This is a genomic window from Kineococcus mangrovi (genome assembly GCF_041320705.1).
Taxonomy (GTDB): Bacteria; Actinomycetota; Actinomycetes; order Actinomycetales; family Kineococcaceae; genus Kineococcus; species Kineococcus mangrovi.
The window spans coordinates 88,159-114,982 of the sequence record NZ_JBGGTQ010000006.1 but is presented as its reverse complement, the minus strand read 5'-3'; the positions used below and the strand labels follow the sequence as shown (position 1 = coordinate 114,982).

Here is a 26,824-nt window from a genome sequence, read left to right as displayed (position 1 = left end):
CGCCGGCGTCGGTGCCGGCGGGGCTCAGGGGGCGTGCTGCGGGGGCGTGCTGCGGGGGCGTGCTGCGGGGTCCTGGGGAACCCCGGGCGGGGACGGCTGCGGGTCAGGCGCCCGCCTGCTTCTTGATGCGGTTCGTCAGCTCCGTGACCTGGTTGTAGGTGCTGCGCCGCTCGGCCATCTGCTGCTTGATCTTGCGCTCGGCGTGCATGACCGTCGTGTGGTCGCGGCCGCCGAAGTGCTGACCGATCTTCGGCAGCGACAGCTCGGTCAGCTCCCGGCACAGGTACATGGCGATCTGCCGGGCCGTGACGAGCGTGCGCGAGCGGGACGTCCCGCACAGGTCGTCGAGGGTCACGGAGAAGTACGACGCGGTCTGCCCCATGATCGCGGCCGCCGTGATCTCCGGCGTCTCGTCGTTGGGGATGAGGTCGCGCAGCACGATCTCGGCCAGGCTCATGTCGACGGGCTGCCGGTTGAGGCTGGCGAAGGCCGTGACGCGGATGAGCGCGCCCTCGAGCTCGCGGATGTTCGAGGAGATCTTCGAGGCGATGTACTCGTTGACGTCGTCCGGCACCTCGAGGCGCTCCCCGATGGCCTTCTTGCGCAGGATCGCGATGCGGGTCTCGAGGTCCGGCGGCTGGACGTCGGTGATCAGACCCCACTCGAAGCGGCTGCGCATCCGCTCCTCGAACCCCGACAGCTGCTTGGGCGGCAGGTCGGAGGTGATCACGACCTGCTTGCTCGCGTTGTGCAGCGTGTTGAAGGTGTGGAAGAACTCCTCCTGCGTCTGGACCTTGTTCGACAGGAACTGGATGTCGTCGATGAGCAGGACGTCGACGTCGCGGTGCCGGCGCTGGAAGGCCTGGGCCTTGTCGTCGCGGATCGAGTTGATGAAGTCGTTGGTGAACTCCTCGGAGTTCACGTACCGCACCTGCACGCCCGGGTAGAGGTTCTGGGCGTAGTGCCCGATCGCGTGCAGCAGGTGCGTCTTGCCCAGCCCGGACTCGCCGTAGATGAACAGCGGGTTGTAGGCCTTGGCGGGTGCCTCGGCCACGGCCACGGCGGCGGCGTGGGCGAAGCGGTTGCTGGCGCCGATGACGAACGACTCGAAGATGTACTTCGGGTTCAGCCGGGCGTTCTCGACCTTGGTCGTGGACCGGTTGCGCGGCACCTGCCGGCCCGTGCCCGCCCCCCGGTCGACCTTGTAGCCGGTGAAGAGCAGGTCCGGGTCGGAGTCGTCGAGCGGGGACTCCTCCACGCCGGCGCCGCGGCGCTCGCCCTGCGTCAGCAGGGGCGGGGCCTCGGAGTCCAGGGAGGTCGCGGCGGCGACCCGCTCGCGCTCGACGCTGGGGACGCCGTCGTCACCGGAGCGCTCCCCCGTGCGCTCGGGGGCGAGGACCTGGCCGATGGAGGGGTCCACCGTCACCGCGAGGCGGATGGCCGAGCCGTAGGCGTCGGACAACGCACGGGTCAGCGGTTCGCGGACCTTCTGCTCGATGACGTCCTTGGTGAGGTCGTTGGGTACCGCCAGCAGCGCGGTCCCGTCGAGGAGCCCGAGCGGACGGGTGAGCCGGACGAACGCCCGCTGGTGGGGAGTGATCCCCCCGTCGTCCAGCTGCGCGACGGCACGTTCCCAGACGCTGGGGAAGTCCCCTCCGTCGGTCTGCATCGAGCCCTCTCCCGTCGTACCGGAATCCGTCTGACGGGACTCGTCCACACCCCTGTCCACACCTGTGGAGGACGACGGGGGTGCGACGAACCGCCCGTCGCAGGCACCTCGATCGGATGCGGGCGTCGGTACGTCGAGCGGGACGGTAACAACGTGGAGGGCACCCGTTCAAGTGCCGTCCGCCTCGTCGACCTCCGCAGGACGCCCGCACGACACCGCACGGCCGGAGCACCGTCGTGGCGTCCCGGCCTCCCGTCGGGGCCCGGTCCCGGCGGGTCGTGCCCGCCGTACCTGAGGGGGACGCTACCGTCCGGCCACCACCCGCACGGGCGAGCGGCGGTCCCTGTGGACGGACCGGGCCCGACCCACGGCACCCCCGTCCCTGCGCGCTTTGACCGGGTCGGGTCACCGGCCGTACTCTGCTGGGGATTGTGCTCCGCATCGCCGAGCCGACCGCTCCGAGGACCACCACCTCGCGCGGGCGGTCCCGGCCGTCCGGCGGGGCCCGCCCGCACGAGTCCCAGGAGTTCCGCCGTGAGCAAGCGCACCTTCCAGCCGAACAACCGTCGCCGCGCCAAGGTGCACGGTTTCCGTCTGCGCATGCGCACCCGCGCCGGCCGCGCGATCCTCTCCGCGCGCCGCAGCAAGGGCCGCGCGCAGATCGCCGCCTGACCTCGATCCCCACGCCCGCGTGCTGACCGCGGAGCACCGCCTTCGCCACCGGGACGACTTCACGGTCGCCTTCCGGAACGGTCGGCGTGCGGGCACGAGGCGCCTGGTCCTGCACTGGGCGTCGACCGACCGAGCCCACCCCACGCGGGTGGGCTTCGTCGTGTCCAAGGCCGTCGGCGGGTCGGTGCAGCGGCACCGCACCCAACGCCGGCTCCGCCACCTCGCCGCGGTGCGCCTGGGGTTGTTACCGGCCGAGGGCGGGCTGCTCGTGGTCCGCGCCCTGCCCGGCGCGGCCGAGGCCACCTCGGCCGAGCTCGGCGTCGACGTCGACCGCGGGCTGCGGCGGCTGGGGCTGGTCCCCGGTGCCTGAGCCGGCGGTGCGGCCCCCGTCCGGCCGTCCGTGGTGGCACCCCCTGCGCTGGCCGGCGCTGCTGCTGGTCCTGCTCGTCCGCGCCTACCAGCTGCTCGTCTCCCCCGTCCTGGGCCCGACGTGCCGCTTCTACCCCTCGTGCTCCGCGTACGCCGTCGAGGCGCTGCGGACGCGCGGTGCCGTCGTCGGGACCTGGTTGACCGTCCGGCGACTCCTCCGCTGCCACCCGTGGAACCCTGGTGGGGTGGACCCCGTTCCGCCGAAGGGGCACTCCCGGGTGCCAGCGCCCTGAGGTCAGCCCTGTGAGCCCGACCCCTGTGAGAGGACGAACCGCCCCATGATCGAGTTCTTCTACGACCTTCTCTATCCCATCCAGTGGGTGGTCGCGTGGATCATGGTGCGCTTCCACGACCTGTTCACCGCGATCGGGTTCGACCCGGCCGGCGGGGCCGCCTGGTCGCTGTCGATCGTCGGCCTCGTGGTCGTCATCCGCATCCTGCTCATCCCGCTCTTCGTCAAGCAGATCAAGGCGATGCGCGGGATGCAGGTCATCCAGCCCGAGATGCGGAAGATCCAGCAGAAGTACAAGGGCAAGAACGACCCCGCCTCCCGCCAGGCCATGCAACAGGAGATGATGGCCCTCTACCGGTCGTCGGGGACGAACCCGATGGCCAGCTGCCTGCCGATCCTCCTGCAGTCGCCGATCTTCATCGCGCTCTTCCACACCCTGAACGGCATCGCCCAGGAGAAGCCGGTCGGTGCGCTCAACCTCGAGCTCGTCCAGCAGGCCGACAGGGCGACGATCTTCGGTGCCCAGCTCTCCGACGTCTTCATGAGGTCCTGGGGCAGTGGCAACTGGAACGCCATCATCCTCACCGCGGTGATGATCGTCCTGATGTCCGCGTCGCAGTTCGTGACGCAGAAGCAGCTGATGGCGAAGAACACCTCGTCGGCGTCGATGGAGGGCAACCCCTTCGCACAGCAGCAGAAGCTGATGCTCTACATCCTGCCGATCATCTTCGCCGTCTCCGGCGTCAACTTCCCGATCGGTGTCCTCCTGTACTGGCTCACCACCAACGTGTGGTCGATGGGCCAGCAGTTCTTCGTCATCCGCCGCATGCCCAACCCGGGGTCGCTGGCGGAGAAGGAGCTGCAGGAGCGCAAGGCTCGCCGCGCAGCCCGGCGTGGTCTGGTCCTGACCAAGGACGGTGAGCCCGAGACGGCCACCGGAGCCGAGCACACCACGCCCGCCGCCCCCGTCCGGCGGCAGCGTCAGCAGCCCAAGCGGGGCAACAGCCGTCAGCAGCGCCGGCCCGGGGGCTCGCGGTCGAGCCAGGGCCCGAACCGCTGACCTCCCGCCCCGACAGACCAGCTCCACCGCCACACCAGCCAGGAGGACGTGTGAACGACACGACGGACGCGGTCGAGGAGACCCCGGTGGACGCCACCGCGGAGGCACCCGCGACGGCGACCGAGGAGCCCCAGCGCAAGGGGTCGACGAAGTCGCGACTCGAGGAGGAGGGCGACATCGCCGCCGACTACCTCGAGGAGCTGCTCGACATCATCGACCTCGACGGGGACATCGACATCGACATCGAGAACGGCCGCGCCTCGGTGGCCGTCGTTGCCGACGAGGCCGGCACTCCCGCGCTCTCGCGGCTGGTCGGATCCGAGGGCGAGGTGCTCGAAGCCCTCCAGGAGCTGACCCGGCTCGCCGTCCAGGCGCAGACCGGCGACCGTACCCGGCTCATGCTCGACGTGGCCGGTCACCGCTCCACCAAGCGGAGCTCCCTCGTCCGACTGGCGCACGAGGTCGTCGAGCGGGTGCAGGCGTCGGGGACGGCGGAGCGGCTGGACCCCATGTCCGCCTTCGAGCGCAAGGTCGTCCACGACGCCGTCGCGGCGAAGGGCTTCGTCAGCGAGTCCGAAGGCGAAGAGCCGCGCCGCCGCGTCGTCGTCCTGCCGACCGCAGCCGCGGATCCACAGAGCAACGGCGAGTGACCTGACCGACCTCCGTCGGCCGATAGGCTGACGGGGTGTCGGATGATCTGCCCCAGGGCGGTGGTGTTCCACGTGGAACACCACCGCCCTCCGTCGTTTCCGGGGTCGTTGACGAGACCCTCCAGTCCGAGATCGATCGCGTCTTCGGTGACCGCGTCGGGCGCGCCGCGACCTACCGCGATCTGCTCGCGACCGCCGGCGTGGAGCGGGGGCTCATCGGCCCCCGGGAGGTCCCCCGGCTGTGGGACCGGCACCTGCTGAACTGCGCCTACCTGGGTGACGTCGTCGACGAGGGCGCGTCCGTCCTGGACATCGGCTCCGGAGCGGGGCTGCCGGGCATTCCGCTCGCCCTGGCGCGTCCCGACGTGCAGGTGCGTCTCGTCGAGCCCCTGGAGCGTCGCTACGCCTTCCTCCGTGAGGCCGTCGCAGAGCTGGACCTGCGGGACCAGGTCGCCGTCGCCCGTGGACGCGCCGAGGATGTGCGAGGGGAGTTCTCCGCCTCCGTCGTCACCGCACGTGCCGTGGCGCCCCTGGCGACCCTCTACGGCTGGGCCTTGCCGTTGGTGGTCACCGGCGGCCACCTCGTGGCCATCAAGGGCCGGAGCGCGCCGGAGGAGATCGCCGCCGCGGCCGACGTGCTGCGACAGCTGGGCGTGACCTCGGAGCCGGAGATCGTGCAGGTCGGGCCGGACGCCGAGTCCGGAACGACTGTCGTGCGCGTCGCCCGAGGTCACGGGCCCCTGCGCAGCTTGCCGTCCCCGGGGTCGGCAACCCCCAAGCGCCGCGGCCCGTGGAGCCAACGACGATGAACCACAAGGAGGAGCAGAGCGTGAATCAGCTCGGATGGTTCGGCCGCAACACCGCGGTGGCGTCGAGCAGTGCGCTGGGGTGGTTCCCCGTCCCCGCGCCCCGCGGCGTTTCACGTGAAACAGACGAACACGTTGCCTCGGCAAGTGCAGAGGTCATCGATGTTCCACGTGAAACACCGGACCCCGCCGTCGCCTCGGTCGAGCATTCCGTCGTCGTTCCACGTGAAACACCTTCCGTGGCGGACGAGGCGGTGACGGTCGATGAGCCCGAGACCGACCGCATCGAGCAGCCACTGGCCCCCGTGGTCGAGTTGCGCGCACCGGCCGACGAGACCCCTGCGGCATTCCCGGACGAAGAACCGGACGAGGAGGCGGTGGCTCCCCCTGTTCCACGTGAAACATCCACCCCCCGGACGCCAGAGCGGTTCCCCCGTCCCACTGAGACGCGCATCATGACGATCGCCAACCAGAAGGGTGGCGTGGGGAAGACCACGACCGCGGTCAACCTGGCTTCGGCCTTGTCGGCGGCGGGCCTGAAGGTCCTCGTGCTCGACCTCGACCCACAGGGCAACGCGTCCACCGCGCTCGGTATCGACCACCACTCCGGTGTCCCCGGCATGTACGAGGTGCTCGTCGAGGGCAAGCCCCTCGAGGACGTCGTTCAGAGGTGCGAGGAGGCGCCGGACCTGTGGTGCGCTCCCGCGACGGTCGACCTCGCCGGTGCGGAGATCGAGCTCGTCTCGATGGTCGCGCGCGAGTCGCGACTGCAGCGGGCGGTGGCGAAGTACTTCAAGGGGCTCAAGCAGGCGGGGGAGCGCCGGGTGGACTACGTCCTTGTCGACTGCCCGCCCAGCCTGGGTCTGCTGACCATCAACGCCTTCGTGGCCGCGCCGGAAGTCCTCATCCCCATCCAGTGCGAGTACTACGCGCTCGAAGGGCTCAGCCAGTTGCTGTCGAACATCGAGCTCATCCAGGAGCACCTGAACCCGGACCTCGCGGTCACGACGATCCTGCTGACCATGTACGACGGGCGGACGAGGCTCGCGGCGCAGGTCGTCGACGAGGTGCGTCACCACTTCGGTGACCAGGTGCTGCGTTCGCTCGTGCCGCGGTCGGTGCGCATCTCGGAGGCTCCCAGTCACGGCCAGACGGTCATGGCGTACGACCCCCTGTCCTCCGGCGCCCTGGCCTACCTGGAGGCCGCGCGCGAGATGGCCCAGCGTGGCGTGCACGAGGTGGAGGCACCCGAGGGGGATGCTGACACGGGTTCGGCCCCGGCGGCGGCCGACCCGTGGGCACGGTGGACGGACGGTTTGGCGACACGGCGCGGGAGCGCGTCGAAGGAGGGTGGAGCGTGAGCGACAAGCGGCGTGGTCTCGGACGTGGTCTCGGGGCCCTGATCCCCAGCGGTGGGTCGACGACCACCACGGCGAACCGGCCTGGTGTGGCGGGGTCCTCGGTGCCGCCCGCCATGCGTCCGGCGGCACGTCCCGTCGACCTCTTCTTCGACCAGCGTCCCGCCCCCGAGCCGGAGGTCGCACCGGAACCGGCGCAGGACAGCGCCGTCGACGACGCGGCAGCTCACGAGGAGCGTGTCGGCGACCTGGCGGTGGTCACGACGACCGACGACCCGGAGCAGGACGAGCGCGGTGAAGCGGTCGACGAAGCCGCCTTCGAGCAGACGGACCCGACGGACGGTGCGCCGGCCGACGACGCACCGGCCGAGGCGGAGGCGCAGGCGTCCGACGGTCTCCTCGAGGTCCCCGGCGCTCGCTTCGCCGAGGTCCCGGTCGACGCCATCACGCCGAACCCCCGTCAGCCCCGGACGGTCTTCGACGAGGACGACCTGGCCGAGCTCGTCCACTCGATCCGGGAGATCGGTGTCCTCCAGCCGATCGTCGTGCGCCCGGTGGCGGCGGCCGAGGACGGGGCGCCGCGCTACGAGCTCGTCATGGGTGAGCGCCGGTGGCGGGCGACCGTGGAGGCGGGCTTCGACACGATCCCCGCGATCGTGCGCGAGACGGCCGACAACGACCTGCTGCGGGACGCGCTGCTGGAGAACCTGCACCGCAGCCAGCTGAACCCGCTCGAGGAGGCGGCCGCCTACCAGCAGCTCCTGGACGACTTCGGCTGCACCCACGAGGAACTCGCCTCCCGCATCGGCCGTTCCCGTCCGCAGATCAGCAACACGCTGCGGCTCATGAAGCTGCCGCCGCTCGTGCAGCGCCGCGTCGCCGCCGGCGTGCTCAGCGCCGGGCACGCCCGCGCCCTGCTGTCGTTGGAGGACGGCGCCGCCATGGAGCGTCTCGCGCAGCGGGTCGTCGCCGAGGGGTTGTCGGTGCGCGCGGTCGAGGAGATGATCGCCCTCGGTGACGCGGACACCGTTCCGCGCCGCCGCAACCCCGCCGAGCCGCAGCCCGAGCTCGACAGCCGGGCCACGGTGCTCGCCGACCGCCTCGACACCCGGGTGCGGATCAGCATGGGCCGCACCCGGGGCCGGCTGACGGTCGACTTCGCCGGGGTCGAGGACCTGGACCGCATCCTGCGACTGCTGGGCAGCCAGAACTGACGCGTCAGGGCACCCGTGACGGGAGCGCGGACTCGACGATCCCCCGGTAGAGGGCGTCGAGGCCGCGCCCCGCGGCCTCGACGGCCTGCGGCAGGAGCGACGTCTCGGTCATCCCCGGCGCGGCGTTCGCTTCGAGGAAGACGGGTTCGCCCGCGTCGGTGACGATGAAGTCGACGCGGGACAGGTGCCGCAGACCCAGCGCCGCGTGAGCGGTCAGGGCGGCGTCGGCGAGCCGGGCGGTGACGTCCGGGCTCAGCCGGGCGGGTGCGAAGAACTCGGTCGAGCCCGCGGTGTACCGGGCCGCGTAGTCGTACGAGCCGCCGTCGGCGACGATCTCCACCGCCGGCATGGCCAGCACCTCCCCGGACGCCTCGACGACGGAGACGGCCACCTCCGTGCCGGGGACGTGCTCCTGGACGAGAGCGGTGTCGCCGTAGGCGAAGGCGTCGACCACCGCGCGGGCGAGGTCGCGGACGTCCCCGACGACGGCCACCCCGAGCGCCGAACCGCCCCGGCTGGGCTTCACGACGAGCGGGAAGCCCGCCCAGTCGGCGGCCGCGGCCAGGACCGGCTGGGCCCCCAGGTCGCGGAACGTGGCCTGGGCCAGCGCGATCGACGCGGGCACCCGCAGGCCCGCGGCGGCGACGATCGACTGGGCGATGGGCTTGTTCCACGCGAGCCGGCAGGCGGCCGCCCGTGACCCCACGAAGGGCAGCGCCAGCAGCTCCAGCACGTCGCGCAACGCCCCGTCCTCCCCGATCGCGCCGTGCAGCACCGGCCAGACGACGTCGGGCCGGTCGTCCCTCAGCCGCGGCAGGAGGTGGGCGTCGGCGTCCAGGACGCTCACCTCGCAACCGGCGTCGCGCAGGGCCTCGGCCACCCGCCGCCCCGAGCGCAGGGACACGTCCCGTTCGTGCGACAGGCCCCCGGCCAGGACCGTCACCCGCGGACCCTCCGCGCCGACCGGACCGCCGCTCACGCCAGCTCCGGTCCGGGGTTGACGACGCCCTGCTCCCGGTGGGGCTCCCGGCCCCCGGGGGAGCCGAAGAGCTGCTGGACGTCCAGCTCGTCGTGGACGACGCCGGCCAGCCGCCGGACGCCCTCGGTGATGCGCTCGGCCGTCGGGAAGCAGTAGGACAGCCGCAGGGAGTGCCCGCCCGTCCCGTCGGCGTAGAAGGCCCCGCCGGGGACGTAAGCGACGCGGCCCGTCACCGCGCGCGGCAGCATCGCCTTGGCGTCCAGACCGGCGGGCAGGGTCAGCCACACGTAGAACCCGCCCGCGGGCCGGGTCCACGTCGCCTGCGGTAGGTGCGTCGCGAGGGCGGTGAGCATCGCGTCCCGCCGCTCCCGGTACAGCTCGCGGAAGACCTTGACCTGGCCCTGCCAGTCGCAGGTCGCGAGGTACTCCGCGATCGCGAACTGCCCGAACGACGTCGGGCACAGGATCGCCGACTCCGAGGCGAGGACGAGCTTGTCCCGCACGGCGTGCGGGGCGACGGCCCAGCCGACGCGGTAGCCCGGTGCGAACGTCTTGGAGAAGCTGCCGAGGTGGACGACGCGCTCGGCGTCCATCGACCGCAGGGCCGGCAGCGGGTCCCCGTCGAACCCCAGCAGCGCGTAGGGGTCGTCCTCCAGGACGAGCAGGTCGTGGCGGCGCGCGACGTCGAGGACCTGGTGGCGCCGCTCCAGCGACAGCGTGACCCCGGCGGGGTTGTGGTGGTTCGGGACGGTGTAGAGGAACTTCACCCGGCGCCCCTGGGCGCGCAGCCGCACCAGCGCCTCCTCCAGCGCCGCGGGCTGCAGACCGTCGTGGTCGAGGGGGACGTGCTCCACCTGCGCCTGGTAGCTGCGGAAGACGCCGAGCGCCCCCACGTAGCTGGGCGCCTCGGCGAGCACGACGTCACCGGGGTCGAGGAAGATCCGCGAGACGAGGTCGAGGGCCTGCTGGGACCCGGTGGTGACGACGACGTCGTCGGGGTGAGCGGCGATGCCCTGGGGGCGCACGACCTCGACGATCTGCTCGCGCAGCCGCTCCTCGCCCTGGCCGGAGCCGTACTGCAACGCCTGGGCCCCCTTCTCGGCGACGACGCGGGCGCTGAGCTCGGCGATCGCGTCGAGCGGGAGGGCGGGCAGGTAGGGCATCCCGCCGGCCAGGGAGACGACCTCGGGACGGTTCGCCACGGCGAACAGGGCGCGGATCTCCGAGGCGGTCATGGAGGCGGTCCGCTGGGCGTAGGTGCCGACCCAGCGGTCGAGGCGCCGACCGCCTCGCCCGGGCACGGAGGGGGAGGCAGCAACGGCGCCGGCCCGGGCCGCGGCGGACGCGACGGGCGCGTCACCGGGACTCGTGGACGGCGGGTGCTGACTCATGGCGGCCTCCTCGGGCGCAGTGGGACCTCACGGTGAGATCCTCGCTCCGGGTGCGGAGCTCACCCCGAGACTGCCACCTAGACTGCTGACCACGCACCGGCACGGCGTGAGAGCCCTGCACGGACGGGACGAACACGGCGTGTCGAGCACGGAACGGGAGGCCGCCCCGGTGGCACGACGCATGGCCCCGCTGACGCTCGACACCGTCGCCGACCTGCCCAAACCCTCGCGGCAGTGCGTCTTCTGGGAACTCGACGAGGCCGCCGCGACGCGCGCGGCGGAGGCCGGGTACCCGGACTTCGAGAAGGAGGCGTGGATCTCCACGGTCCTCCTGCAGTGGGGCCCCTGCGGGCGCCTCGTCCACGTGGACGACCAGCCGGTGGGCTTCGTCATGTACGCGCCCCCCGTCTACGTCCCGCAGCAGAGCCGGTTCCCGACGTCCCCCGTCAGCGGCGACGCGGTCCTGCTGACGACGGGGTGGATCGAACCGGCCCACCGCGGCGAGGGGCTGGCCCGGATGCTGCTGCAGGGCGCCGCGAAGGACCTCACCCAGCGCGGGGTGAAGGCCGTCGAGGCGTTCGGCGGGGGCCCGGCCGCGGTGGGCGGGGACGGCAGCGCGGAGAACGCCCACGACCACGGCGCTGCGTGCGTCCTGCCCGCGCACCTGCTGGAGTCGGTCGGTTTCACCGTCGTCCGGCCCCACCACCGGTTCCCGCGGCTGCGGCTGGAGCTGAAGAACGCGCTGTCGTGGCGCGAGGACGTCGAGGCCGCGCTCGAGCGCATCCTCGGCACCGTCCGCGTCCCCACCCTGACCGGGGTCGCACCCGCCTGACGGGCGGCACCCGACGCACGAGAGGCCGGCCCCCCTGGGGGACCGGCCTCTCGTCGTGCGGGGTCGTCAGCCGACGAACTCGGCGAGCTCCTGCAGCAGCGCGGGCTTGGGGCGGGCGCCGATGATCGTCTTGACGACCTCACCGCCGGAGTAGACGTTGAGCGTCGGGATCGACGTCACGCCGTACTTCGCCGCGATGCGGGGGTTCTCGTCGGTGTTGACCTTGACGACGGTGATCTTCTCGCCGTGCTCGGCGGCGATCTCCTCCAGGATCGGGGCGACTTGGCGGCACGGCCCGCACCAGGGGGCCCAGAAGTCCACGAGGACCGGCTTGTCGGACTGCAGGACGTCGACGTCGAAGGTGTCGTCGGTGGTGGCGGCGGTGGCGCTCACGGGTGTTCTCCTGGTTCGGTCGGGACGGTTCAGTGCTGGGGGCGCTCGACGGTCTCGGCCGTCGGGACGGCCGCGTCGGTCTCCTCGCGGGCGGGCTGCTCGTCGAGACCGGCGTCGCCGCGGGCCGCGAGGTACTTCTCGGCGTCCAGCGCGGCGGAGCAGCCCATCCCGGCCGCCGTGATGGCCTGCATGTACTCGTGGTCGACGACGTCGCCGGCGGCGAACACGCCCGCGACGTTCGTGCGGGTGCTGCGGCCCTCCACGAGGACGAAGCCGTTCTCGTCGAGGTCGACCTGGCCCTTGACGAGGTCGGTGCGGGGCTCGTGGCCGATCGCGATGAACAACGCGGTGGCCGCCACCTCGCGGGTCTCACCGGTGACGGTGTCGCGCAGCGTGAGGCCCTCGACCTTCGTGTCGCCCGTGATGCCGACGACCTCGGAGTTCCAGGCGAAGGAGATCTTCGGGTTCTCCTCGGCGCGCTTGGCCATGATGCGGGAGGCGCGCAGCTCGTCACGGCGGTGCACGATCGTCACCGAGCGGGCGAAGCGGGTGAGGAACGTGGCCTCCTCGACGGCGGAGTCGCCGCCACCGACGACCACGATGTCCTGCTCGCGGAAGAAGAACCCGTCGCAGGTGGCGCACCAGCTGACGCCGCGGCCGGACAGGCGCTTCTCGTCGGGCAGGCCGAGCTCGCGGTAGGCCGAGCCGAGGGCGAGGACCACCGCGTGGGCGCGGTACGTCTGGCCGCCGCCCGTCGTGACCTCCTTGACCTCCCCGTCCAGGCGCACGTCGACGACGTCGTCGGTGACGAGCTCGGCGCCGAAGCGTTCGGCCTGGGCCCGCATGTGGTCCATGAGGTCCGGGCCCATGATCCCCTCGGGGAAGCCGGGGAAGTTCTCGACCTCGGTCGTGTTCATGAGGGCGCCGCCGGCGGTCACCGACCCCTCGAAGACGAGGGGCTTCAGCTCCGCGCGGGCCGCGTAGAGGGCGGCGGTGTACCCGGCCGGCCCCGAGCCCACGACGATGACGTTGCGGACGTCCTGCGGAGTGGCCCCGTTGCTGGACTCGCTCACCTGTGCGGACCTGCTTCCCTCGATCGGTGCCGGACCCCGCGACCCGGGGTCCCGTGCTGTCTGCTCAACCGATCGTAGGGGTCCGCTGTTCCCCCGTCCCGTCGCGCCGGGGAGCCCGCTCAGGGGACGGGGACCGTGTTCAGAGCCGCGTCGCCGGGCGTGCAGTCCAGGGCCACGACGACGACCTCGGCCGCGTCGGCGGTCGTGTGCACGACGAAGGCCGCCGGCTGCGACCGCCAGGAGGCGATCTCGACGGCGAGGACGGAGTCCGGGGCGACCCCGAGCTGCTTCGTGCAGGCCAGGGCCCGCTCGGCGGCGGGGCGCTGGGACTCGTCGGTCGTGACCGGCGCGGAGCCCTCGTCCTGCGGGGCGTTGAGCATCGTGGGCTTGCGGTCGGTGGAGCCCGCACCGGGGGTGGCGTCGTCGGCGCGGCCCTGCGGGCCGGTCGCGTCCGCCGACCCCCCGCCGAGCACGTCCTGGCCGAGGTCCCGGACGGCGGCGGTGTCGGCGTAGTCGCGCCCGCTGAGCAGCACCTCCGCCGACGGCGGCACCTCCTCGGATGACAGGGCGGCCACCGACCCACCACCGGCCGCGGACCCGCCGGACCCGGAGTCCGCACCGAGGGTGCCCTGCAGACCGACGAGCAGCGCGCCGCCACCCACCACGGCGACCCCGGCCGCGGCGGCCAGGGCGCGCGGGAGCCGGCGGCGCCAGGCCGCCCGGCGCCGCCCGGCGTGCTCGGCCAGGGACGCCACGGGTGTGGCCGGCCGCGCCGCTCGCAGCGCCGCGTCGAGCCGGGCGACGACGTCGTCCGGCATCGGCCCGACGTCGGGCGCGGCGCGCAGCAGGTCGCGCACGCGGCGCTCCTGCGCGTCGAGCTCCTCGCCGTCGAACTCACTCACCGTGGGCACGCCTCTCTCGGGTGGACGGGGACGTCGCCGGTCCGGCGACGGGACGGCCACTACGACGTGCGGTGCGCCTCACCGGTTCCCTCCGGGCCCGAGCAGCTCCGCCAGCGCGAGCCGGCCCCGGGAGCAGCGGGACTTCACGGTCCCGACGGCCACGCCGAGCACCTGGGCCGCCTCGGCGACCGGCACGTCGTACATGTCGACGAGGACGAGAGCCGCGCGCTGGGCCTCGGGCAGTCGGGCCAGGGCCGCCGTGACGTCCAGCTGCGCCTCCACGTGGGGGGTGTCGTCGTCGACGACGGCGAGCGCGGCGCCGGTGCGGACGCCGTCCTCGCCGGAGCCGACCTCCTCCTCCAGCGGGCGGGTGGGGCGCACGGCCCGCCGGCGGGCCCGGTCCAGGCACGCGTTGACCACGATGCGGTGCAGCCACGTCGTCACCGCGGAGTCGCCGCGGAAGCGGTCGGCGGCCCGCAGCGCGGACACCAGGGCGTCCTGCACGGCGTCCGCGGCCTCCTCGCGGTCCCCCGTGGTGCGCAGCGCGACGGCCCACAGCCGGTCGCGGTGGCGGCGGACGACCTCGCCGAAGGCCTCCGGGTCGCCCGCGACGTGCGCGGCGACCAGCTCGGCGTCGGTCCGCGGGTCCTCCGCGGTGGTGGCCGCGGGTCCCTGGGCTCCCGCCCCCGTCACGACGCGGGCGTGCCGGTGACGGCGATCTCGGCGACCGAGGCCCGGAACACCCCGTCGGTCGTCGGCAGCTCGGTGAACCACACGACGAGGTGGCGGGTCCGGACCGGCTGCGCGGGCGCGAGGGTCTGCTGCCCACCGGCGGGGGCGCTCGCCACGGGCCGGGACCCGTCGAGGCCGGGGCCGGGGGCAGCGAGCAGCGAGACCGACCCGCCCTCGCCGCCGTCGGTGAGGGTGACGGACGTGACGTCCACCTCGGTGCCCAGGTCGAGCAGCAGGCCCATGCCGTCCTTGAGCCCGCCGAAGGCCGCGGTGTTGTAGCGCTGGCTCTCCCACGCCGTCGCCGGGTCGCCGTCGAGCGCGCGCGGGGCCGTCGCGGAGTCCTCCCCGTCGCCCTGGGGGTCCAGGGCGGAGATCGCCGCGACGGGCAGCGCGGCGGGCGCGGGGGCCGGGGCGACGGGACCGGGCGCGGCCGACGGGGGGTCCGGGGCGGGCGCCGGTGCGGACCCGGGTGCGGACGCCGACGGGGTGGGTGTCCGCTCGCTCGTGCTGCGCGGTGCGCCGATCCCGCTGAGCTGCCACAGCGCGAGGACGAGGCCCACGGCCACCAGCGCGCCGAGGACGACCAGGACCAGGCGCGAGTCGTCGCGCGGCGGGCGGGCGGTGGAGCGGGGACGGGTGAACGGCACCGGCGGCTCGGCCTCCGGGACGACCTCGTCGCGGTTCTTCAGCCGGCCGCGGACGGCGGCCGTCGCCGCCTCCCCCCGCATCCGCCGCAGCGTCTCGTCCCAGACGTCCATCGACCACGGCGCGAGCTGCAGCGCCAGCTCGGCCGGGTCGCGCGGGCCGTCCTCGTGCGGGCCGAACGTCACCGCGCACAGCGTGTCCAGGTCGTTCGGCACGTCGGGCCGGACGTCCTTGGGGGGCAACGGCCTCCCGTCCCCGGTGGGGGCGTCGGGCAACCCCGGGCAGGGGGTGGTCCCCTCCACGGCGGGCCAGCGGCCGACCAGCCCGGCGTACACGAGGGCCACCAGGCCGACGGCGTCCGCGCGGTTGGCCAGCACCGCGGCCCGCGCCGCCGACACGGCCGGCGGGTCGACCTCCAGGGCCGCCTCCACCCCCACGCCGCGCACGCGGACGACACCCTCGGGGTCGAGCAGCACGTCGTCGGGGGTGAGGCGGGTGTGGTGCAGCCCGCGGCGGGCGGCGGCGTCGAGGGCCGTGGACACCTCCCCGACGAGCGCGCGGACGGCGGCCGGGCGCAGCGGGCCCGAGCGCAGCAGGTCCGTCATCGTCGAGCCCTCGACGGCCTCCTCCACCACGTACACCACGGCGGCCCCGGGGTCGGCCGGGTCCTCGTCGGTGCCGGCGTCGAGGATGCGCGGCACGTGGGGGTCGGTGAGCATGGCGGCGCGGCGCGCGGCGTCGAGGAACTCCTCGGCCCGCGGGTCGGTCGCCGGCAGCGTCCGCACGCGCACCGCCCGGTCGAGCGTGAGGTCCCGGCCCAGGTACTCGCTCGTGCCGAGGTCCGTCTCCAGCGACAGCTCCCGGTCGAGCAGGTAGCGGTCGGCGACCCGTCCGGTGTCCGTGTCCCGCTCCGCGCTGCGGCCCGCCCCGTCCAGAACTGCCCCCTGCGTCTCGTCCGGGGGCGCTGCGCCACCGGTGACCGTCACGTCACCCCATGCTAGGGCGCGCGAGGCCCGCGCCGGTTCGGCGCGCGCAGGGTCCGGGCGACGCCGAGGATGGGAGCGTGATCAACTCGCTGGGACGTGGCCTGCGCGGGGGACTGGCGGCCGGTGCCGTCGGGACCGCCGTCCTCAACGCCGTGACGTACGCCGACATGGCCTGGCGCGGCCGGGACGCGAGCACGATGCCCGAGGACGTCGTCGACGCGCTCGCCGGACGGCTGGGCACGCAGGTCGGCGGGGCCCGCGGCGAACGCGCCAACCGCCGGACGGCGCTCGCGGCCCTCACCGGGACCGTGGCCGGGCTGGGCGTCGGCGCCGTCGTCGGGACGGCGCGCGCGGCGGGGCTGCGGTTGCCGCCCGTCGTCGGCGGTGTCGTCACCGGGGCGCTGGCCATGGCCGCCACGGACGGGCCCGCGCACGCGCTGGGCGTCACGGACGTGCGGGGGTGGACGGGGCAGGACTGGGTGGCCGACGCGGTCCCGCACCTCGCCTTCGGCCTCGCCGCGCACTCGACGCTGCGCCTGGTCGACCCCGGCCCCGCGCAGGGCTCCACGGCGGTCGTCGACGAGCCCGCACGGGCGTCGGGGAGCCTGGTGGCGCGCTCGGCGCTGCTGGGTGTCGCCGCGGGGGGCCGCAGCTCCCTCGGGCTGGCCGGCCCGGCGCTGACCAGCGGCAACCGTCTCGCCGCGGTCGGGGCGCTCGCGGCCGTGGGCGGGGAGCTGTACATGGACAAGCAGCCGCAGACGCCGAGCCGGCTGTCGGCGGCCGGTCTGCCGGCGCGCATCGCCTCCGGTGCGGGAGGAGCGCTCGCCCTCGCCAAGCGCGACCACCAGCGCGCGGCCGTCCCGGTCGTCGCGGGAGCGGTGGGAGCGCTCGCGGGCTCGCTCCTCGGCGCGGCGTGGCGCGCGGGCGCTGCCGAGGTCGTGCCCGACTGGCAGGCCGCCGTCGTCGAGGACGTCGCCAGCCTCACCCTGGCCGTGCTGGCCTCCCGCTAGCCGCCCGGCACGAGCCGGCGCAGCCCGGCGGCCCCAGCCCGACCGCTACCGGGAGACCGGCGCCAGCCACAGGCCCACCAGGGCGTCGGTCAGCCCGTCGGCGCACTGCGACCAGCTCGACCGGGGGGTGGACCGGCCCTCGGCCAGGGCGGCCTCCCGCTCGGCGAAGACGTGCACGCCGAGGATGCGCGACATCTCGCTGCGCTCGGCGCGCACGTCGGCCGGGAGGTCGGACAGGCAGGACCAGAACCCCTCGACCGTGCGCTGCAGCGAGGACGAGGCCATGGCCTCGTCCACCACCGAGGTCCGGTGGCGGGGGTCGGTCGCCAGCTGGGCGCTGAGCCGCGCCCACCAGGTGGGGCTGCCCAGGCTCTGGAGGTGCTCGGCGGTCGGGCGCACGAGGCACCGCACCCAGGCCCGGACGTCGCCGCGCGCCGCGGGGTCCGCCTCGACCTCGTCGACCAGGCGGGTGCGGGCGACGTCCACGTCCCGGGCGTGCCGCTGCACGATGGCGCGCAGCAGGTCCTCGGTGGTCCCGAAGTGGTAGCCGACCGCGGCGTTGTTGCCCTGACCGGCGGCGGTGCTGATCTGGCGGTGGGAGACGTTGTCGACGCCGTGCTCGGCGAAGAGCCGCTCGGCGGCGTCGGCGATGGCGTCGCGGGTGGCCCGGGCGCGGCGCGCCCGCCCCCCGGTCTCTGTCTCTGTCTCTGTCTCGTTCTCGATCGAGTCCACCACTGCCCCCTCCGGCGGCCCCCACGTCGACGCGGGGGCGCACGTCACTTGCTCCAGGCCATCGAGCGTGCTCAACTAAGTCAAGCACATGACTTAAGAAGTCTCCCTCTCGTCCGAAGGACCAGCATGTCCTCCTCCCGCACCTCCCCGGCCGCGGCGCCGGTGGACGGCCACCCCGACGCCCCGGTCTCGGCCGGACCCGTCGTCGTCGTCCTCGCGCTGGCCGGGATCTCGGTCTCGCTCATGCAGACCCTCGTCATCCCGATCGTGCAGGAGCTGCCGGCACTGCTGAGCACCTCCGCGTCCAACGCCTCGTGGGGCATCACCGCCACGCTGCTGGCGGCGGCCGTCGTCACACCCATCTCGGGACGGCTGGGGGACATGCTCGGCAAGCGCCCCGTGCTGCTGGCCAGCCTCGCCGTCATGGTCACCGGTTCGGTCCTGTGCGGGCTCTCGGAGTCCCTGGCCCCCTTCATCGTCGGGCGCGCCCTGCAGGGCTTCGCCGCCGGTGTCATCCCGCTGGGCATCAGCCTCATGCGCGACGTCCTGCCGGCGGAGAAGGTCGGCCCCTCGACCGCGTTGATGAGCGCCTCCCTCGGGGTCGGCGGCGCCCTCGGCCTGCCCGCGGCCGCGCTGATCGCGGACAACCTCAGCTGGCACTGGCTGTTCTGGGTCAGCGCCGGGCTGGGAGCGGTCGTCCTCGTGCTCGTCGTCCTCCTCATCCCCGCCGTCCGCGCCCAGCGCTCGGGCACCCTGGACCTCCTGGGCGCCCTCGGGCTCTCGGTCGCGCTGGTCGGGATCCTGCTGGGCGTCTCCAAGGGCTCCACCTGGGGCTGGAGCAGCGGCAGGACGTCCGCCCTGCTCATCGGCGGGGTCCTGGTCGCCCTGCTGTGGGGCGTGTACCAGCTCCGGGCGAAGGACCCGCTGGTGGACCTGCGCACCACCGCCACGCGGCCGGTGCTGCTCACCAACGTCGCCTCGCTGATGTTCGGGTTCGCGATGTTCGCCATGTCCCTGGTCATCCCCCAGGTCATCCAGCTCCCGACGACGACCGGCTACGGCCTGGGCGAGCCCATGCTCGTCGCCGGGCTGGCGATGGTCCCCAGCGGTCTGGTCATGATGGTCACCGCGGGGCTGTCCGCGAAGGTCACCCGCGACCACGGCGCCAAGGTCAGCCTCATGACCGGTGCGACCGTCGTGGCCCTCGGGTACGGCCTGGGCGCGATCTTCATGGACGCCGTCTGGCAGTTCGCCGTCGTCTCCGGGGTCATCGGCGCCGGCATCGGGTTCGCCTACGGTTCCATGCCCGCGCTGATCATGTCCTCGGTGCCGGTGCGGACGACCGCCTCGGCCAACAGCTTCAACACCCTCGTCCGCTCCATCGGCAGCTCGGTCTCCAGCGCCGTCGCCGGCGCGGTCCTGGCCGCCTCGGCCACCACGCTGGGCACCGTCTCCGTCCCCGCCCAGAGCGGGTTCCGCACCATCATGGTCATCGCCTCGGGGGCCGCGGTCGTGGCGCTCGTGATCGGCGCGCTCCTGCCGCGCCGGCCGCAGGTGCCCACCGCCCCGGCCGGCGCCGGGCCGCTGCCGGCCACCCCGGCGCAGGACGTCCCGGTGCAGGACGTCCCCGCGGTCCCCGGTCCGCGGCCCCGGCCCACCTCGACCGTGTCCGGGACGGTGAGCACCGACGGGGCGCGGCCGTTGCCGGGCGCGGTGATCACCGTGACCGATCCCGCCGGGGGGCAGGTCGACCGGACGAGCACCGACCAGGACGGCCGCTACTCGGTCCAGGTGCCCACCGGGGCCACCTACCTGCTCATCACCGCCGCCCCCCACCTGGCGCCGCACGCCGAGCTGGTCACCGTCACCGAGGCCCCCACCCGTCGCGACGTCGCCCTGACCGGGAACTGCGCGATCACCGGTCGCGTCCTGCACGGCGCGGACGCCGTCGAGGGCGTCGTGGTCACCCTGACCGACGTCACCGGCCGGGTCGTGGCCTCGAGCACCACCGACCACGCCGGCGCGTACTCCTTCGACGCCCTCTCCGGCGGCAGCTACGTCCTGACCACCCGGGCCGGTGCGCACCGCCCGACGGCCCGCGGCGTCGAGCTCGCCGAGGACGGCGTCCTGGGGGTGGACCTGTCCTTCCCCGTCGGCGGGCGGCTCACCGGCACGGTCACCGCCGGCACGGCCCGGCACCCGCTGGCCGAGGCCACCGTCACCCTGCTCGACGAGCAGGGCACCGTCCTGGAGCGCACCACCACCGACGGCGCGGGCACCTACGCCTTCGACGGCCTGCCGACGGGGCGGTACACGCTGACCACCTCCAGCCACGCCCCCGTCACCACGGGCGTCACCGTCCAGGACTCCGCGACGGGCACCCACGACGTCCACCTGGGCGCCCCCGCGGCCCTCGACGTGGTGCCCTGACGCGCAGCCGGCGCACCCCCGAGGGGCAGGCTGAACCCCGGTCCCGCGGCTGGACGCTGCGGGACCCGGTGAGGGCGGCAGACCGCCGCCGTGCGGGCGCAGGGCCCGCGCACCCGAGTGCAGACCAGGACGAGGAGGAACGATGACAGGACTCGACGAGCAGGGCACCCCCCGGGGAGAGTCCCCGGCGGTGCCCGCCTGGGACGAGAAGCCGGTCCCGCAGCGGTTCACCGGCCAGACGGTGGTCGTGACCGGTGCCGGGTCGGGCATCGGGCGGGCGACGGCCTCGCGGGTGGCCCGGGAGGGGGGCCACGTCGTGGCCGTGGACCTCTCGACGCAGCGGCTGGACGAGCTGGTGGCGGACCTGGCCGACCCGACCGGCCCGGGGCGGGTCACACCGGTGGGTGCCGACATCACCGACGACGGTTCCGTCGCGCAGGTCCTCGCGGCGGCCGGGGACCGGGTGGACGCGCTGGCCAACATCGCCGGGATCATGGACGACATGTCGGCGCTGCACGACATGTCCGACGCGGTGTGGCGGCGGGTCTTCGCCGTCAACGTGGACGGCACCATGAAGCTCATGCGCGCGGTGCTGCCCGGGATGCTGGAGCGCGGGCGGGGTTCGATCGTCAACACCGCCTCGGAGGCGGCGTTGCGCGGGTCGGCCGCCGGGGCCGCCTACACCGCGTCCAAGCACGCCGTGGCGGGTCTGACCAAGAGCGGCGCCTTCATGTACGGGCCCAGCGGCGTCCGGGTCAACGCGGTGGCTCCCGGTCCGACCATCACGAACATCGAGGTGGAGGTCACGTCCCGGTTCGGTCCGGCCCGGCTGGGCAGCGCCCGCGGCATCCTGCCGACGCCGGTGACCGCGTCGGCGCTGGCCGCGTCCATCACCTGGTTGCTCAGCGACGACGCGGTGAACGTCAACGGGGTCGTCCTGGCCTCCGACGGGGGCTGGTCGGCCGCCTGAGGGGACCGCCGGGGTCCTGCCGCGGTCCGCCGCCCCGTCGTGACGGGGTGGCGGACCGCGCGTCGTCGGGCGCCGGCACCCGCCCGGGAGACGGTCAGGACGGGCGGACCGCCCCGAACAGCCCCGGCATCGCGACCCCGGCGACGCGCACGACGTCGCCGGTGTGCGGGGCGTGCAGGACCTTCCCGCCGCCGAGGTACAGCGCGACGTGGTGGATGGTCGACGGGTCCGAGCCGTTGGCGTAGAACACCAGGTCACCGGGTTGCAGCTGGTCCAGCGGCACCCTCGGCAGGCCCGCGTACTGCTGCCGGGACGTGCGGGGGATCGACACGCCCGCCTGCGCGTACGCCCACTGCGTCAGGCCCGAGCAGTCGAACGTCGACGGGCCGGTGGCGCCCCACGCGTACGGCACCCCCTCGCGCGTGTGCGCGGCGGCGATCGCCCCGAGGGCCGCGGTCGAGGCGTCCGCGACGGCGTCCGCGACGCCCGCGGTCTCCCCCGTCGCGTCGGCGACGCCCGCGGCCGCGGCCTGCTGGGCGGCCGCCGCGAGCGCGGCCTGCCGGGCCGCCTCCTCCTCGTCCGCGACGGCCCGACGGACGGCGGCGTCGGCGGAGTCGAGCAGGTCCTGCTGGCGCGCCAGGGCCGTCGTGACCTCGGCCTGCGCCGTCTGCGCGGCCCGCTGGGCGGCGGTCTTCTCCCGCCGCACCTCCTGCAGGTCCGCCTCGGCGGCGATCGCGTCCGCCCGGGCGGTGACGGCCCGGGTCAGCGTGGTCCGGTCGTCGGCGACGACGGTCGCGGCGACCGCGGCGGAGCGGGCGGTGTCCGCCGCCCGGTCGAGGGTCCCGCCGGTGAGCAGGCCGAGCCCGGAGGACAGACCCGTCGGCAGCGCGGGCCCGGCCATGTAGAGGGTCCGGACGCGACGGGTCGCGGCGGTCGCGGCGGCGCTGCTCGTCCCCGTGGCCGCGTCGAGGACGGCCTGGGCGCGGACCTCCTGCGAGATCGCGCGGGCGGTGTCGTCGATGGCGGTGTCGTAGGCCTCGGTGGCGATCGACTGCTGCAGCCGCAGGGCCTCCACGGAGGTGCGGAGCGCGTCGGCCTGCGCCTGCAGGGTCTCGCTGCGCGGTTCGGCGTGCGCACCCGCGGCGGGCACGGCCAGGGCGAGGGCGAGCGCACCGGCCGCCACCACCCGCCCGAAGTTCTTCACCGTCGAGGAGTCGTCACCCCGTGTGAAGACCTTGACCGGACCGGGGACGCGATGACCCGGACGGCGCAGGCATCGGCCACCATCGAGGCGTGAGCGCAGCACCCGACCAGACGGCCGTCCCGGACGAGTCCAAGGCCTCCCTCGCCCGGTCCAGCGCCGTGATGGCCAGCGGGACGCTCGTGTCGCGGGTGCTGGGGTTCGTCCGGGTGGCACTGCTCGCCTCGGCCATCGGCGGCGCCGCGGCGGGAGTGGGCGGTCAGGTCTTCGACGTCGCGAACAAGGCGCCCAACAACTTCTACATCCTCGTCGCGGGGGGTGTCCTCAACGCGGTCCTCGTCCCGCAGATCGTCAAGGCGTTCCGTCTCCCGGACGGTGGCAAGGACTTCGTCGACCGGCTCATCACGCTCGCGCTGCTCGTCATGGCCGGTGCGACGGTCCTGATCACGGTGGCCGCGCCCCTCGTGGTGCGCCTGTACGCGGACCGGTGGAACGACGACTGGCTGGCCCTGGGCACGGCCATGGCGTTCTGGTGCCTGCCGCAGGTCTTCTTCTACGGCCTCTACACGGTCCTGGGGCAGGTGCTCAACGCGCGCGGCAGCTTCGGGCCGTTCATGTGGGCACCGGTCGTCAACAACGTCGTCGCCATCGCCGGGGTCGTCGTGTTCCTGGCCCTGTACCCCTCCGGGGAGGACTACTCGGCGTCCGCCTGGACGCCGCGGATGATCGTGCTGCTGGCCGGGACCGCCACGGCGGGGGTCGCGCTGCAGGCGCTCGTGCTGCTGTGGCCGCTGCACCGCGTCGGGTTCCGCTACCGCCCCCGCTTCGGGTTCCGCGGCATCGGTCTGCGCAGCGCGGGACGGGTGGCGGGCTGGACGTTCGCCGGGGTCGCGGTGGGGCAGCTGGCCTTCATCCCGACCTCGAAGGTGATGACCGCGGCCGGTTACGCGCTGAACAGGGCCGGCGTGGACGGCGCCTCGGGGAACTCCTACAGCTACGCCTACCTGCTCTTCATGCTGCCGCACTCCCTCGTGGCGGTCTCGCTCGTGACGGCCCTGTTCACCCGCCTGAGCCGGTCCGCGGTCGCCGGTGACGTCACGGCGGTGCGCCGGGACTTCTCCTCGGGCGCCCGGACCGTGGCCGCCGCCGGTGCCCTCGCCACCGCCGCCTTCCTCAGCCTCGGGCCGGCGGTCGGGGAGGCGATGTTCGGCGCCGCCCCCATCGGGCGGGTGCTCGTGGCCATGACGATCGGTCTCGTGCCCTTCAGCGTCACCTACCTGGTGCAGCGCGTCTTCTACGCCTACGAGGACGCCCGCACGCCCTTCGTCGTCCAGGTCGTCGTCGCGGTGGTCATCTCGGTGGGCAACCTCGTCTGCTACTTCGTGCTGGAGCCCCGGTGGCAGGTCATCGGCATCGGCGCCTTCATGAGCCTGGCCAACGTCGTGGGCTGCGTGCTGGGTCTCGTGCTGCTGCGCCGCCGGCTGCAGTCCCTGGACGGGGGTGGCATCGACGGGCACCGGCTGCTGCGCACGCTCGTGCGGCTGCTGGTCATCACGGCGCTCGCGGCGGCCGTGGGCTGGGCGGTGGCGCTGGGCGGTGGGCGGCTGGGCGAGGGCCGGGTCGCCGACCTCGCCGTCGTCCTCGTCGGCGGCGTCCTCGTCCTGCTCGTCTTCACCGTCCTGTGCCGGCTCATGCGCGTGCGCGAGCTCGACGACCTCGTGAGCCCGCTACTGCGCCGGTTGCCCGGGGTCGGCCGGCGCTGAGGACTCCCGCGCCGGGGACGTCGGGGCGCCGGGCTCGACGGGGTGCTCGGCGGCGTCGACGCGGCGGTTGCCCTTGCGGAACGCGCGCACGACCCCCAGCACGAGCAGGCCGGCCGCCCCGCCCCCGACGACGGCGGTGATCCAGTTCTCCACGTCGGCCCGCACGTTGAGGCGGATGTCCACGGCGGGCCCGATGGGGCTGCCGGCGGGCGTGCGCAGCTGCGCGTCGACGACGACGGACCCGTTCGCCAGCGCCCGCACGGGCACCGCGACGCGCTGCTGGCTGCGGGCGGGCACCGTCTGGCGCGGCACGGTGTCGAGCTGCACGCGCGGGGTCCGCGGCCGCAGCACGAGGTCGACGACGACGGGCACGTCAAGCTCGTTGACGACGGTGATGGGCAGCTCGCTGCGCTCGGCGGCGAGGTTGCGGACGCTGCCCGTCACGATGCCCACCCCGGCCGTCAGCAGCTCGACCGCGCGCGCGAGCGCCGCCCGGGCCTGCGGCAGCTCGTCGGTGTGCCCGCGCCAGGACACCCCGAGCAGGGCCAGGGCCGCGCGCTGCTGGGACAGCAGGTCGGCGTCGGGGGTGGACGCCTGCAGCGCGCTGCGGAAGTCGTCGACCGCGTCGAGCTGGCGCTCGACGTCCTCGACGTGGCGCGGGGGCAGGGCGGCGCGGGCCGTGGCGGTGGGCACCTGCGGGTCGGACCGCCCGTCGTCGGGGGCCGTCGTCCCCAGCAGCCCGGTGAGCGGCTGCCAGAGCGCCCAGCCGGAGGCCTCGAGGTCGGCGACGAGCCCGCTCAGCGCGCTCGCCGTGGGCGCGAAGCTGCGCGGGGCCACGAGCAGCTGGCCGCGCGGGTCGCTGGGGCGCTGCAGCGTCGTGGTGGCCGCCTCGGCGACCAGCCGCTGCCGGACGAGGACGGCCTGGTCGGGGTCGGCGACGTCGGCCAGCACCGAGGACATCGTCGCGTCGGCGACGAGCGCGACGAGCGAGCGGCCGCGGGGCAGCTCGACGGTGGCGCGCCCGACGGGGGTGAAGGTCAGGTCGCGGTCCGGGACCAGGCACCGGTCGTCCAGGACGACGGTCGAGGCGCCGCGCTCGGCGCAGAACCCGAGCAGGTCCTCGTCGGCGGCCTCGTCGGCGGGCCAGGCGACGTCGGTGCGCACGCCGTCGCCGGTGAGCCCGTCGAAGGCGCCGGCGGCGGCGGTGGTCGCGCGCCCCAGCAGCTCCGGGCCCGAGGGCGCGCGGGACAGCGCCTCCAGGTCGGGGTCGCCGAACGGCAGCCCCACGACGTCGCGGACCGCGGCGGCGGCCGCGAGCCGGTCCAGCCACTGCGACAGCAGCTCGGCCTGCTCCGCCGAGGGCCGGGCGCTGCTCGAGGCCGTCGGGTCGGGGCTCGCGCTCGCGGTCGGGGCGTCCCCGCCCGGCTGCGTCGCCGCGCGCACGGAGGCGGCGGTGGCGGTCAGGGCGGGGTCCAGCGCCCACGCCACGCGGGGGTCGGCGCTGCCCTCCACGAGCGGGCCGAGCCGCTGCCCGACGGCGGTGGACAACCCGGCGGCGGACACGTCGCGGCCCGCGACGAGGGGCAGCAGCAGCGTCAGGGGGGTGGGGGAGACCGAGCCGGGCGCCGAGACGAGGAACGTGCGCGCGACCCCGACGCGCCCGGAGTCGTCGGAGACCTCCACGGCCGCCAGGTGCGCGCCGACACCCGCGCCGATCGAGGCCGCCGGCAGCGTGGTGAGGACCTCCGCGGACTCGCCGGGCCGCAACGTCCCGGACCCCACGACGACGTCGTCGGAGCTGGCCGAGGAGCGGGTGATGGACGCGCGGTCGGACGCCCCGGCCCACGTGTCCAGGTTGGAGCGGGCGACGACGGGGGATCGCTGGGTGACCAGCCGGGCCGTCAGCGACGTCAGCGGGACCGACCCCCGGTGCTCCACCCGCGCGCGGACGACGACGGTCGCGCGCGCCGGGTCGTCCGCCGCGTAGGTCGAGGGGGTCAGCTCGAGCAGGACGACGCGCAGCGGGAGGCTCGTGGACGTCGTCGAGCTGCCGGTGGACGTGGCGGTGGACGTGGCGCCCGCGGTCGGCCGGGTCGACGAGGCCCGCGCCGGGACGGCGGCGGTCAGGGCCCCGCCGGTGGCCAGCCCCGTGAGCAGTCCGCGGCGCGTGACGCGCCCGGTCACGCCAGTTCGCCCAGCCGCAGGGTCGCCGCCGTCGCCGCCCGTCGCTCGTTGGGGAAGGCGAGGCGTTCGTCGAGGTCGGAGAACGGGATCCACTCGACCTCGATCGCCTCGGCGTCCGGGTCGTTGTCCACCGTCAGCGAGCCGCCGACCGCGCGCAGCAGGAAGAGGTGCACGACCTTGTGGATGCGGCGGCCGTCGGCGGAGAACCAGTAGTCGATGCTGCCGAGCGTCTCCACGACCTCGCCGCGGATGCCGGTCTCCTCCTCGATCTCGCGGACCGCGGCCTGCTCCAGCGTCTCCTCGCCCTCGAGGTGGCCCTTGGGCAGGCACCACTCGGGGCGGCCGGCGCGGTTGAGGCGGCAGATGACGGCGGCGCGCGGGACGCCGGTGGAGAGGTCGACGACGAGCCCACCGGAGGAGGTCTCCTGCACGGTGGGCAGCCGCCGACGCGGCTCCCGGGCAGGCGTGACCATCGGCTCACTGTAGCCAGCGCAGCTGTCCGCCCACGGCA

Annotated in this window: 25 protein-coding genes; 13 read left to right on the top strand and 12 right to left on the bottom strand. The window is 74.5% G+C overall.

Annotation, left to right across the window (positions count from 1 at the left end; all coding sequences use genetic code 11):
• Positions 1-103: 103 nt before the first annotated feature.
• Positions 104-1,669, bottom strand: a complete 1,566-nt coding sequence (gene dnaA, locus AB2L28_RS13870; protein WP_370719568.1) for a chromosomal replication initiator protein DnaA — start codon at positions 1,667-1,669, stop codon at positions 104-106.
• Between the two features lie 534 nt (positions 1,670-2,203).
• Between dnaA and rpmH the strand changes: the two genes are divergently transcribed.
• The 8 genes from rpmH to AB2L28_RS13830 are packed head-to-tail and all read left to right on the top strand — an operon-like array spanning position 2,204 to position 8,090.
• Entirely contained in the window at positions 2,204-2,341 is a 138-nt protein-coding gene (gene rpmH, locus AB2L28_RS13865) for a 50S ribosomal protein L34 (RefSeq protein WP_367639670.1), read from the top strand.
• Positions 2,342-2,360: 19 nt separating this feature from the next.
• The gene (gene rnpA / locus AB2L28_RS13860) at positions 2,361-2,711 is read left to right on the top strand and encodes a ribonuclease P protein component (RefSeq protein WP_370719567.1); all 351 of its coding nucleotides are present in this window, start codon (positions 2,361-2,363) and stop codon (positions 2,709-2,711) included.
• Between the two features lie 43 nt (positions 2,712-2,754).
• Positions 2,755-3,003 carry a membrane protein insertion efficiency factor YidD gene (gene yidD / locus AB2L28_RS13855; RefSeq protein ID WP_367639788.1) on the top strand — a complete coding sequence of 83 codons (249 nt, stop codon included), beginning with the start codon at positions 2,755-2,757 and terminating at the stop codon, positions 3,001-3,003.
• Between the two features lie 45 nt (positions 3,004-3,048).
• Positions 3,049-4,062 (top strand): membrane protein insertase YidC, encoded by a 1,014-nt coding sequence (gene yidC, locus AB2L28_RS13850; protein ID WP_370719566.1) that lies wholly within the window; start codon positions 3,049-3,051, stop codon positions 4,060-4,062.
• A gap of 50 nt (positions 4,063-4,112) precedes the next feature.
• The gene (locus AB2L28_RS13845; RefSeq protein WP_370719565.1) at positions 4,113-4,712 is read left to right on the top strand and encodes a Jag family protein; all 600 of its coding nucleotides are present in this window, start codon (positions 4,113-4,115) and stop codon (positions 4,710-4,712) included.
• A 35-nt stretch (positions 4,713-4,747) separates the two neighbouring features.
• Positions 4,748-5,521 (top strand): 16S rRNA (guanine(527)-N(7))-methyltransferase RsmG, encoded by a 774-nt coding sequence (gene rsmG / locus AB2L28_RS13840; RefSeq protein WP_370719564.1) that lies wholly within the window; start codon positions 4,748-4,750, stop codon positions 5,519-5,521.
• Entirely contained in the window at positions 5,518-6,879 is a 1,362-nt protein-coding gene (locus AB2L28_RS13835; RefSeq protein ID WP_370719563.1) for a ParA family protein, read from the top strand. Before rsmG ends, AB2L28_RS13835 begins: the two co-directional genes overlap by 4 nt.
• Positions 6,876-8,090, top strand: a complete 1,215-nt coding sequence (locus AB2L28_RS13830; RefSeq protein ID WP_370719562.1) for a ParB/RepB/Spo0J family partition protein — start codon at positions 6,876-6,878, stop codon at positions 8,088-8,090. The genes AB2L28_RS13835 and AB2L28_RS13830 overlap by 4 nt, the downstream gene beginning before the upstream one ends.
• 4 nt (positions 8,091-8,094) lie before the next feature.
• Here the strand turns inward: AB2L28_RS13830 and AB2L28_RS13825 are convergent, their stop codons facing one another.
• Positions 8,095-9,033, bottom strand: a complete 939-nt coding sequence (locus tag AB2L28_RS13825; RefSeq protein WP_370719561.1) for a D-alanine--D-alanine ligase family protein — start codon at positions 9,031-9,033, stop codon at positions 8,095-8,097.
• Between the two features lie 32 nt (positions 9,034-9,065).
• Positions 9,066-10,460: an aminotransferase-like domain-containing protein gene (locus AB2L28_RS13820; RefSeq protein WP_370719560.1), complete on the bottom strand. Its 1,395-nt coding sequence runs from the start codon at positions 10,458-10,460 to the stop codon at positions 9,066-9,068.
• A gap of 169 nt (positions 10,461-10,629) precedes the next feature.
• Between AB2L28_RS13820 and AB2L28_RS13815 the strand changes: the two genes are divergently transcribed.
• Entirely contained in the window at positions 10,630-11,292 is a 663-nt protein-coding gene (locus AB2L28_RS13815; RefSeq protein ID WP_370719774.1) for a GNAT family N-acetyltransferase, read from the top strand.
• A gap of 66 nt (positions 11,293-11,358) precedes the next feature.
• Here AB2L28_RS13815 and trxA read toward each other — a convergent pair whose 3' ends face one another.
• From trxA to AB2L28_RS13790, 5 genes are all read right to left on the bottom strand, one after another.
• Positions 11,359-11,685 carry a thioredoxin gene (gene trxA, locus AB2L28_RS13810; protein WP_370719559.1) on the bottom strand — a complete coding sequence of 109 codons (327 nt, stop codon included), beginning with the start codon at positions 11,683-11,685 and terminating at the stop codon, positions 11,359-11,361.
• 29 nt (positions 11,686-11,714) lie between these two features.
• A complete protein-coding gene (trxB, locus tag AB2L28_RS13805; RefSeq protein ID WP_370719558.1) occupies positions 11,715-12,758 on the bottom strand; it encodes a thioredoxin-disulfide reductase in 1,044 nt (347 codons plus the stop codon).
• A 119-nt stretch (positions 12,759-12,877) separates the two neighbouring features.
• A complete protein-coding gene (locus AB2L28_RS13800; RefSeq protein ID WP_370719557.1) occupies positions 12,878-13,660 on the bottom strand; it encodes a hypothetical protein in 783 nt (260 codons plus the stop codon).
• Between the two features lie 78 nt (positions 13,661-13,738).
• A complete protein-coding gene (sigM, locus tag AB2L28_RS13795) occupies positions 13,739-14,353 on the bottom strand; it encodes an RNA polymerase sigma factor SigM (protein ID WP_370719556.1) in 615 nt (204 codons plus the stop codon).
• Entirely contained in the window at positions 14,350-16,023 is a 1,674-nt protein-coding gene (locus tag AB2L28_RS13790; RefSeq protein WP_370719555.1) for a protein kinase family protein, read from the bottom strand. The genes sigM and AB2L28_RS13790 overlap by 4 nt, the downstream gene beginning before the upstream one ends.
• Before the next feature lie 77 nt (positions 16,024-16,100).
• Between AB2L28_RS13790 and AB2L28_RS13785 the strand changes: the two genes are divergently transcribed.
• Positions 16,101-17,033 carry a hypothetical protein gene (locus AB2L28_RS13785; protein ID WP_370719554.1) on the top strand — a complete coding sequence of 311 codons (933 nt, stop codon included), beginning with the start codon at positions 16,101-16,103 and terminating at the stop codon, positions 17,031-17,033.
• Between the two features lie 45 nt (positions 17,034-17,078).
• Here the strand turns inward: AB2L28_RS13785 and AB2L28_RS13780 are convergent, their stop codons facing one another.
• On the bottom strand, positions 17,079-17,765 hold the full coding sequence (locus AB2L28_RS13780; RefSeq protein ID WP_370719553.1) for a TetR/AcrR family transcriptional regulator: 687 nt from the start codon (positions 17,763-17,765) through the stop codon (positions 17,079-17,081).
• Positions 17,766-17,891: 126 nt separating this feature from the next.
• Between AB2L28_RS13780 and AB2L28_RS13775 the strand changes: the two genes are divergently transcribed.
• Both AB2L28_RS13775 and AB2L28_RS13770 read left to right on the top strand, forming a co-directional pair.
• The gene (locus AB2L28_RS13775) at positions 17,892-20,195 is read left to right on the top strand and encodes an MFS transporter (RefSeq protein ID WP_370719552.1); all 2,304 of its coding nucleotides are present in this window, start codon (positions 17,892-17,894) and stop codon (positions 20,193-20,195) included.
• Positions 20,196-20,337: 142 nt separating this feature from the next.
• Positions 20,338-21,165: an SDR family NAD(P)-dependent oxidoreductase gene (locus tag AB2L28_RS13770; RefSeq protein ID WP_370719551.1), complete on the top strand. Its 828-nt coding sequence runs from the start codon at positions 20,338-20,340 to the stop codon at positions 21,163-21,165.
• Positions 21,166-21,259: 94 nt separating this feature from the next.
• Here the strand turns inward: AB2L28_RS13770 and AB2L28_RS13765 are convergent, their stop codons facing one another.
• Entirely contained in the window at positions 21,260-22,369 is a 1,110-nt protein-coding gene (locus AB2L28_RS13765) for a C40 family peptidase (protein WP_370719550.1), read from the bottom strand.
• An 89-nt stretch (positions 22,370-22,458) separates the two neighbouring features.
• Between AB2L28_RS13765 and murJ the strand changes: the two genes are divergently transcribed.
• A complete protein-coding gene (gene murJ, locus AB2L28_RS13760) occupies positions 22,459-24,129 on the top strand; it encodes a murein biosynthesis integral membrane protein MurJ (protein ID WP_370719549.1) in 1,671 nt (556 codons plus the stop codon).
• Here murJ and AB2L28_RS13755 read toward each other — a convergent pair.
• The gene (locus tag AB2L28_RS13755; protein WP_370719548.1) at positions 24,094-26,313 is read right to left on the bottom strand and encodes a DUF6049 family protein; all 2,220 of its coding nucleotides are present in this window, start codon (positions 26,311-26,313) and stop codon (positions 24,094-24,096) included. The two genes, murJ and AB2L28_RS13755, sit on opposite strands and share 36 nt — an antisense overlap.
• Positions 26,310-26,786 (bottom strand): NUDIX hydrolase, encoded by a 477-nt coding sequence (locus tag AB2L28_RS13750; RefSeq protein WP_370719547.1) that lies wholly within the window; start codon positions 26,784-26,786, stop codon positions 26,310-26,312. The genes AB2L28_RS13755 and AB2L28_RS13750 overlap by 4 nt, the downstream gene beginning before the upstream one ends.
• Positions 26,787-26,824 lie beyond the last annotated feature (38 nt).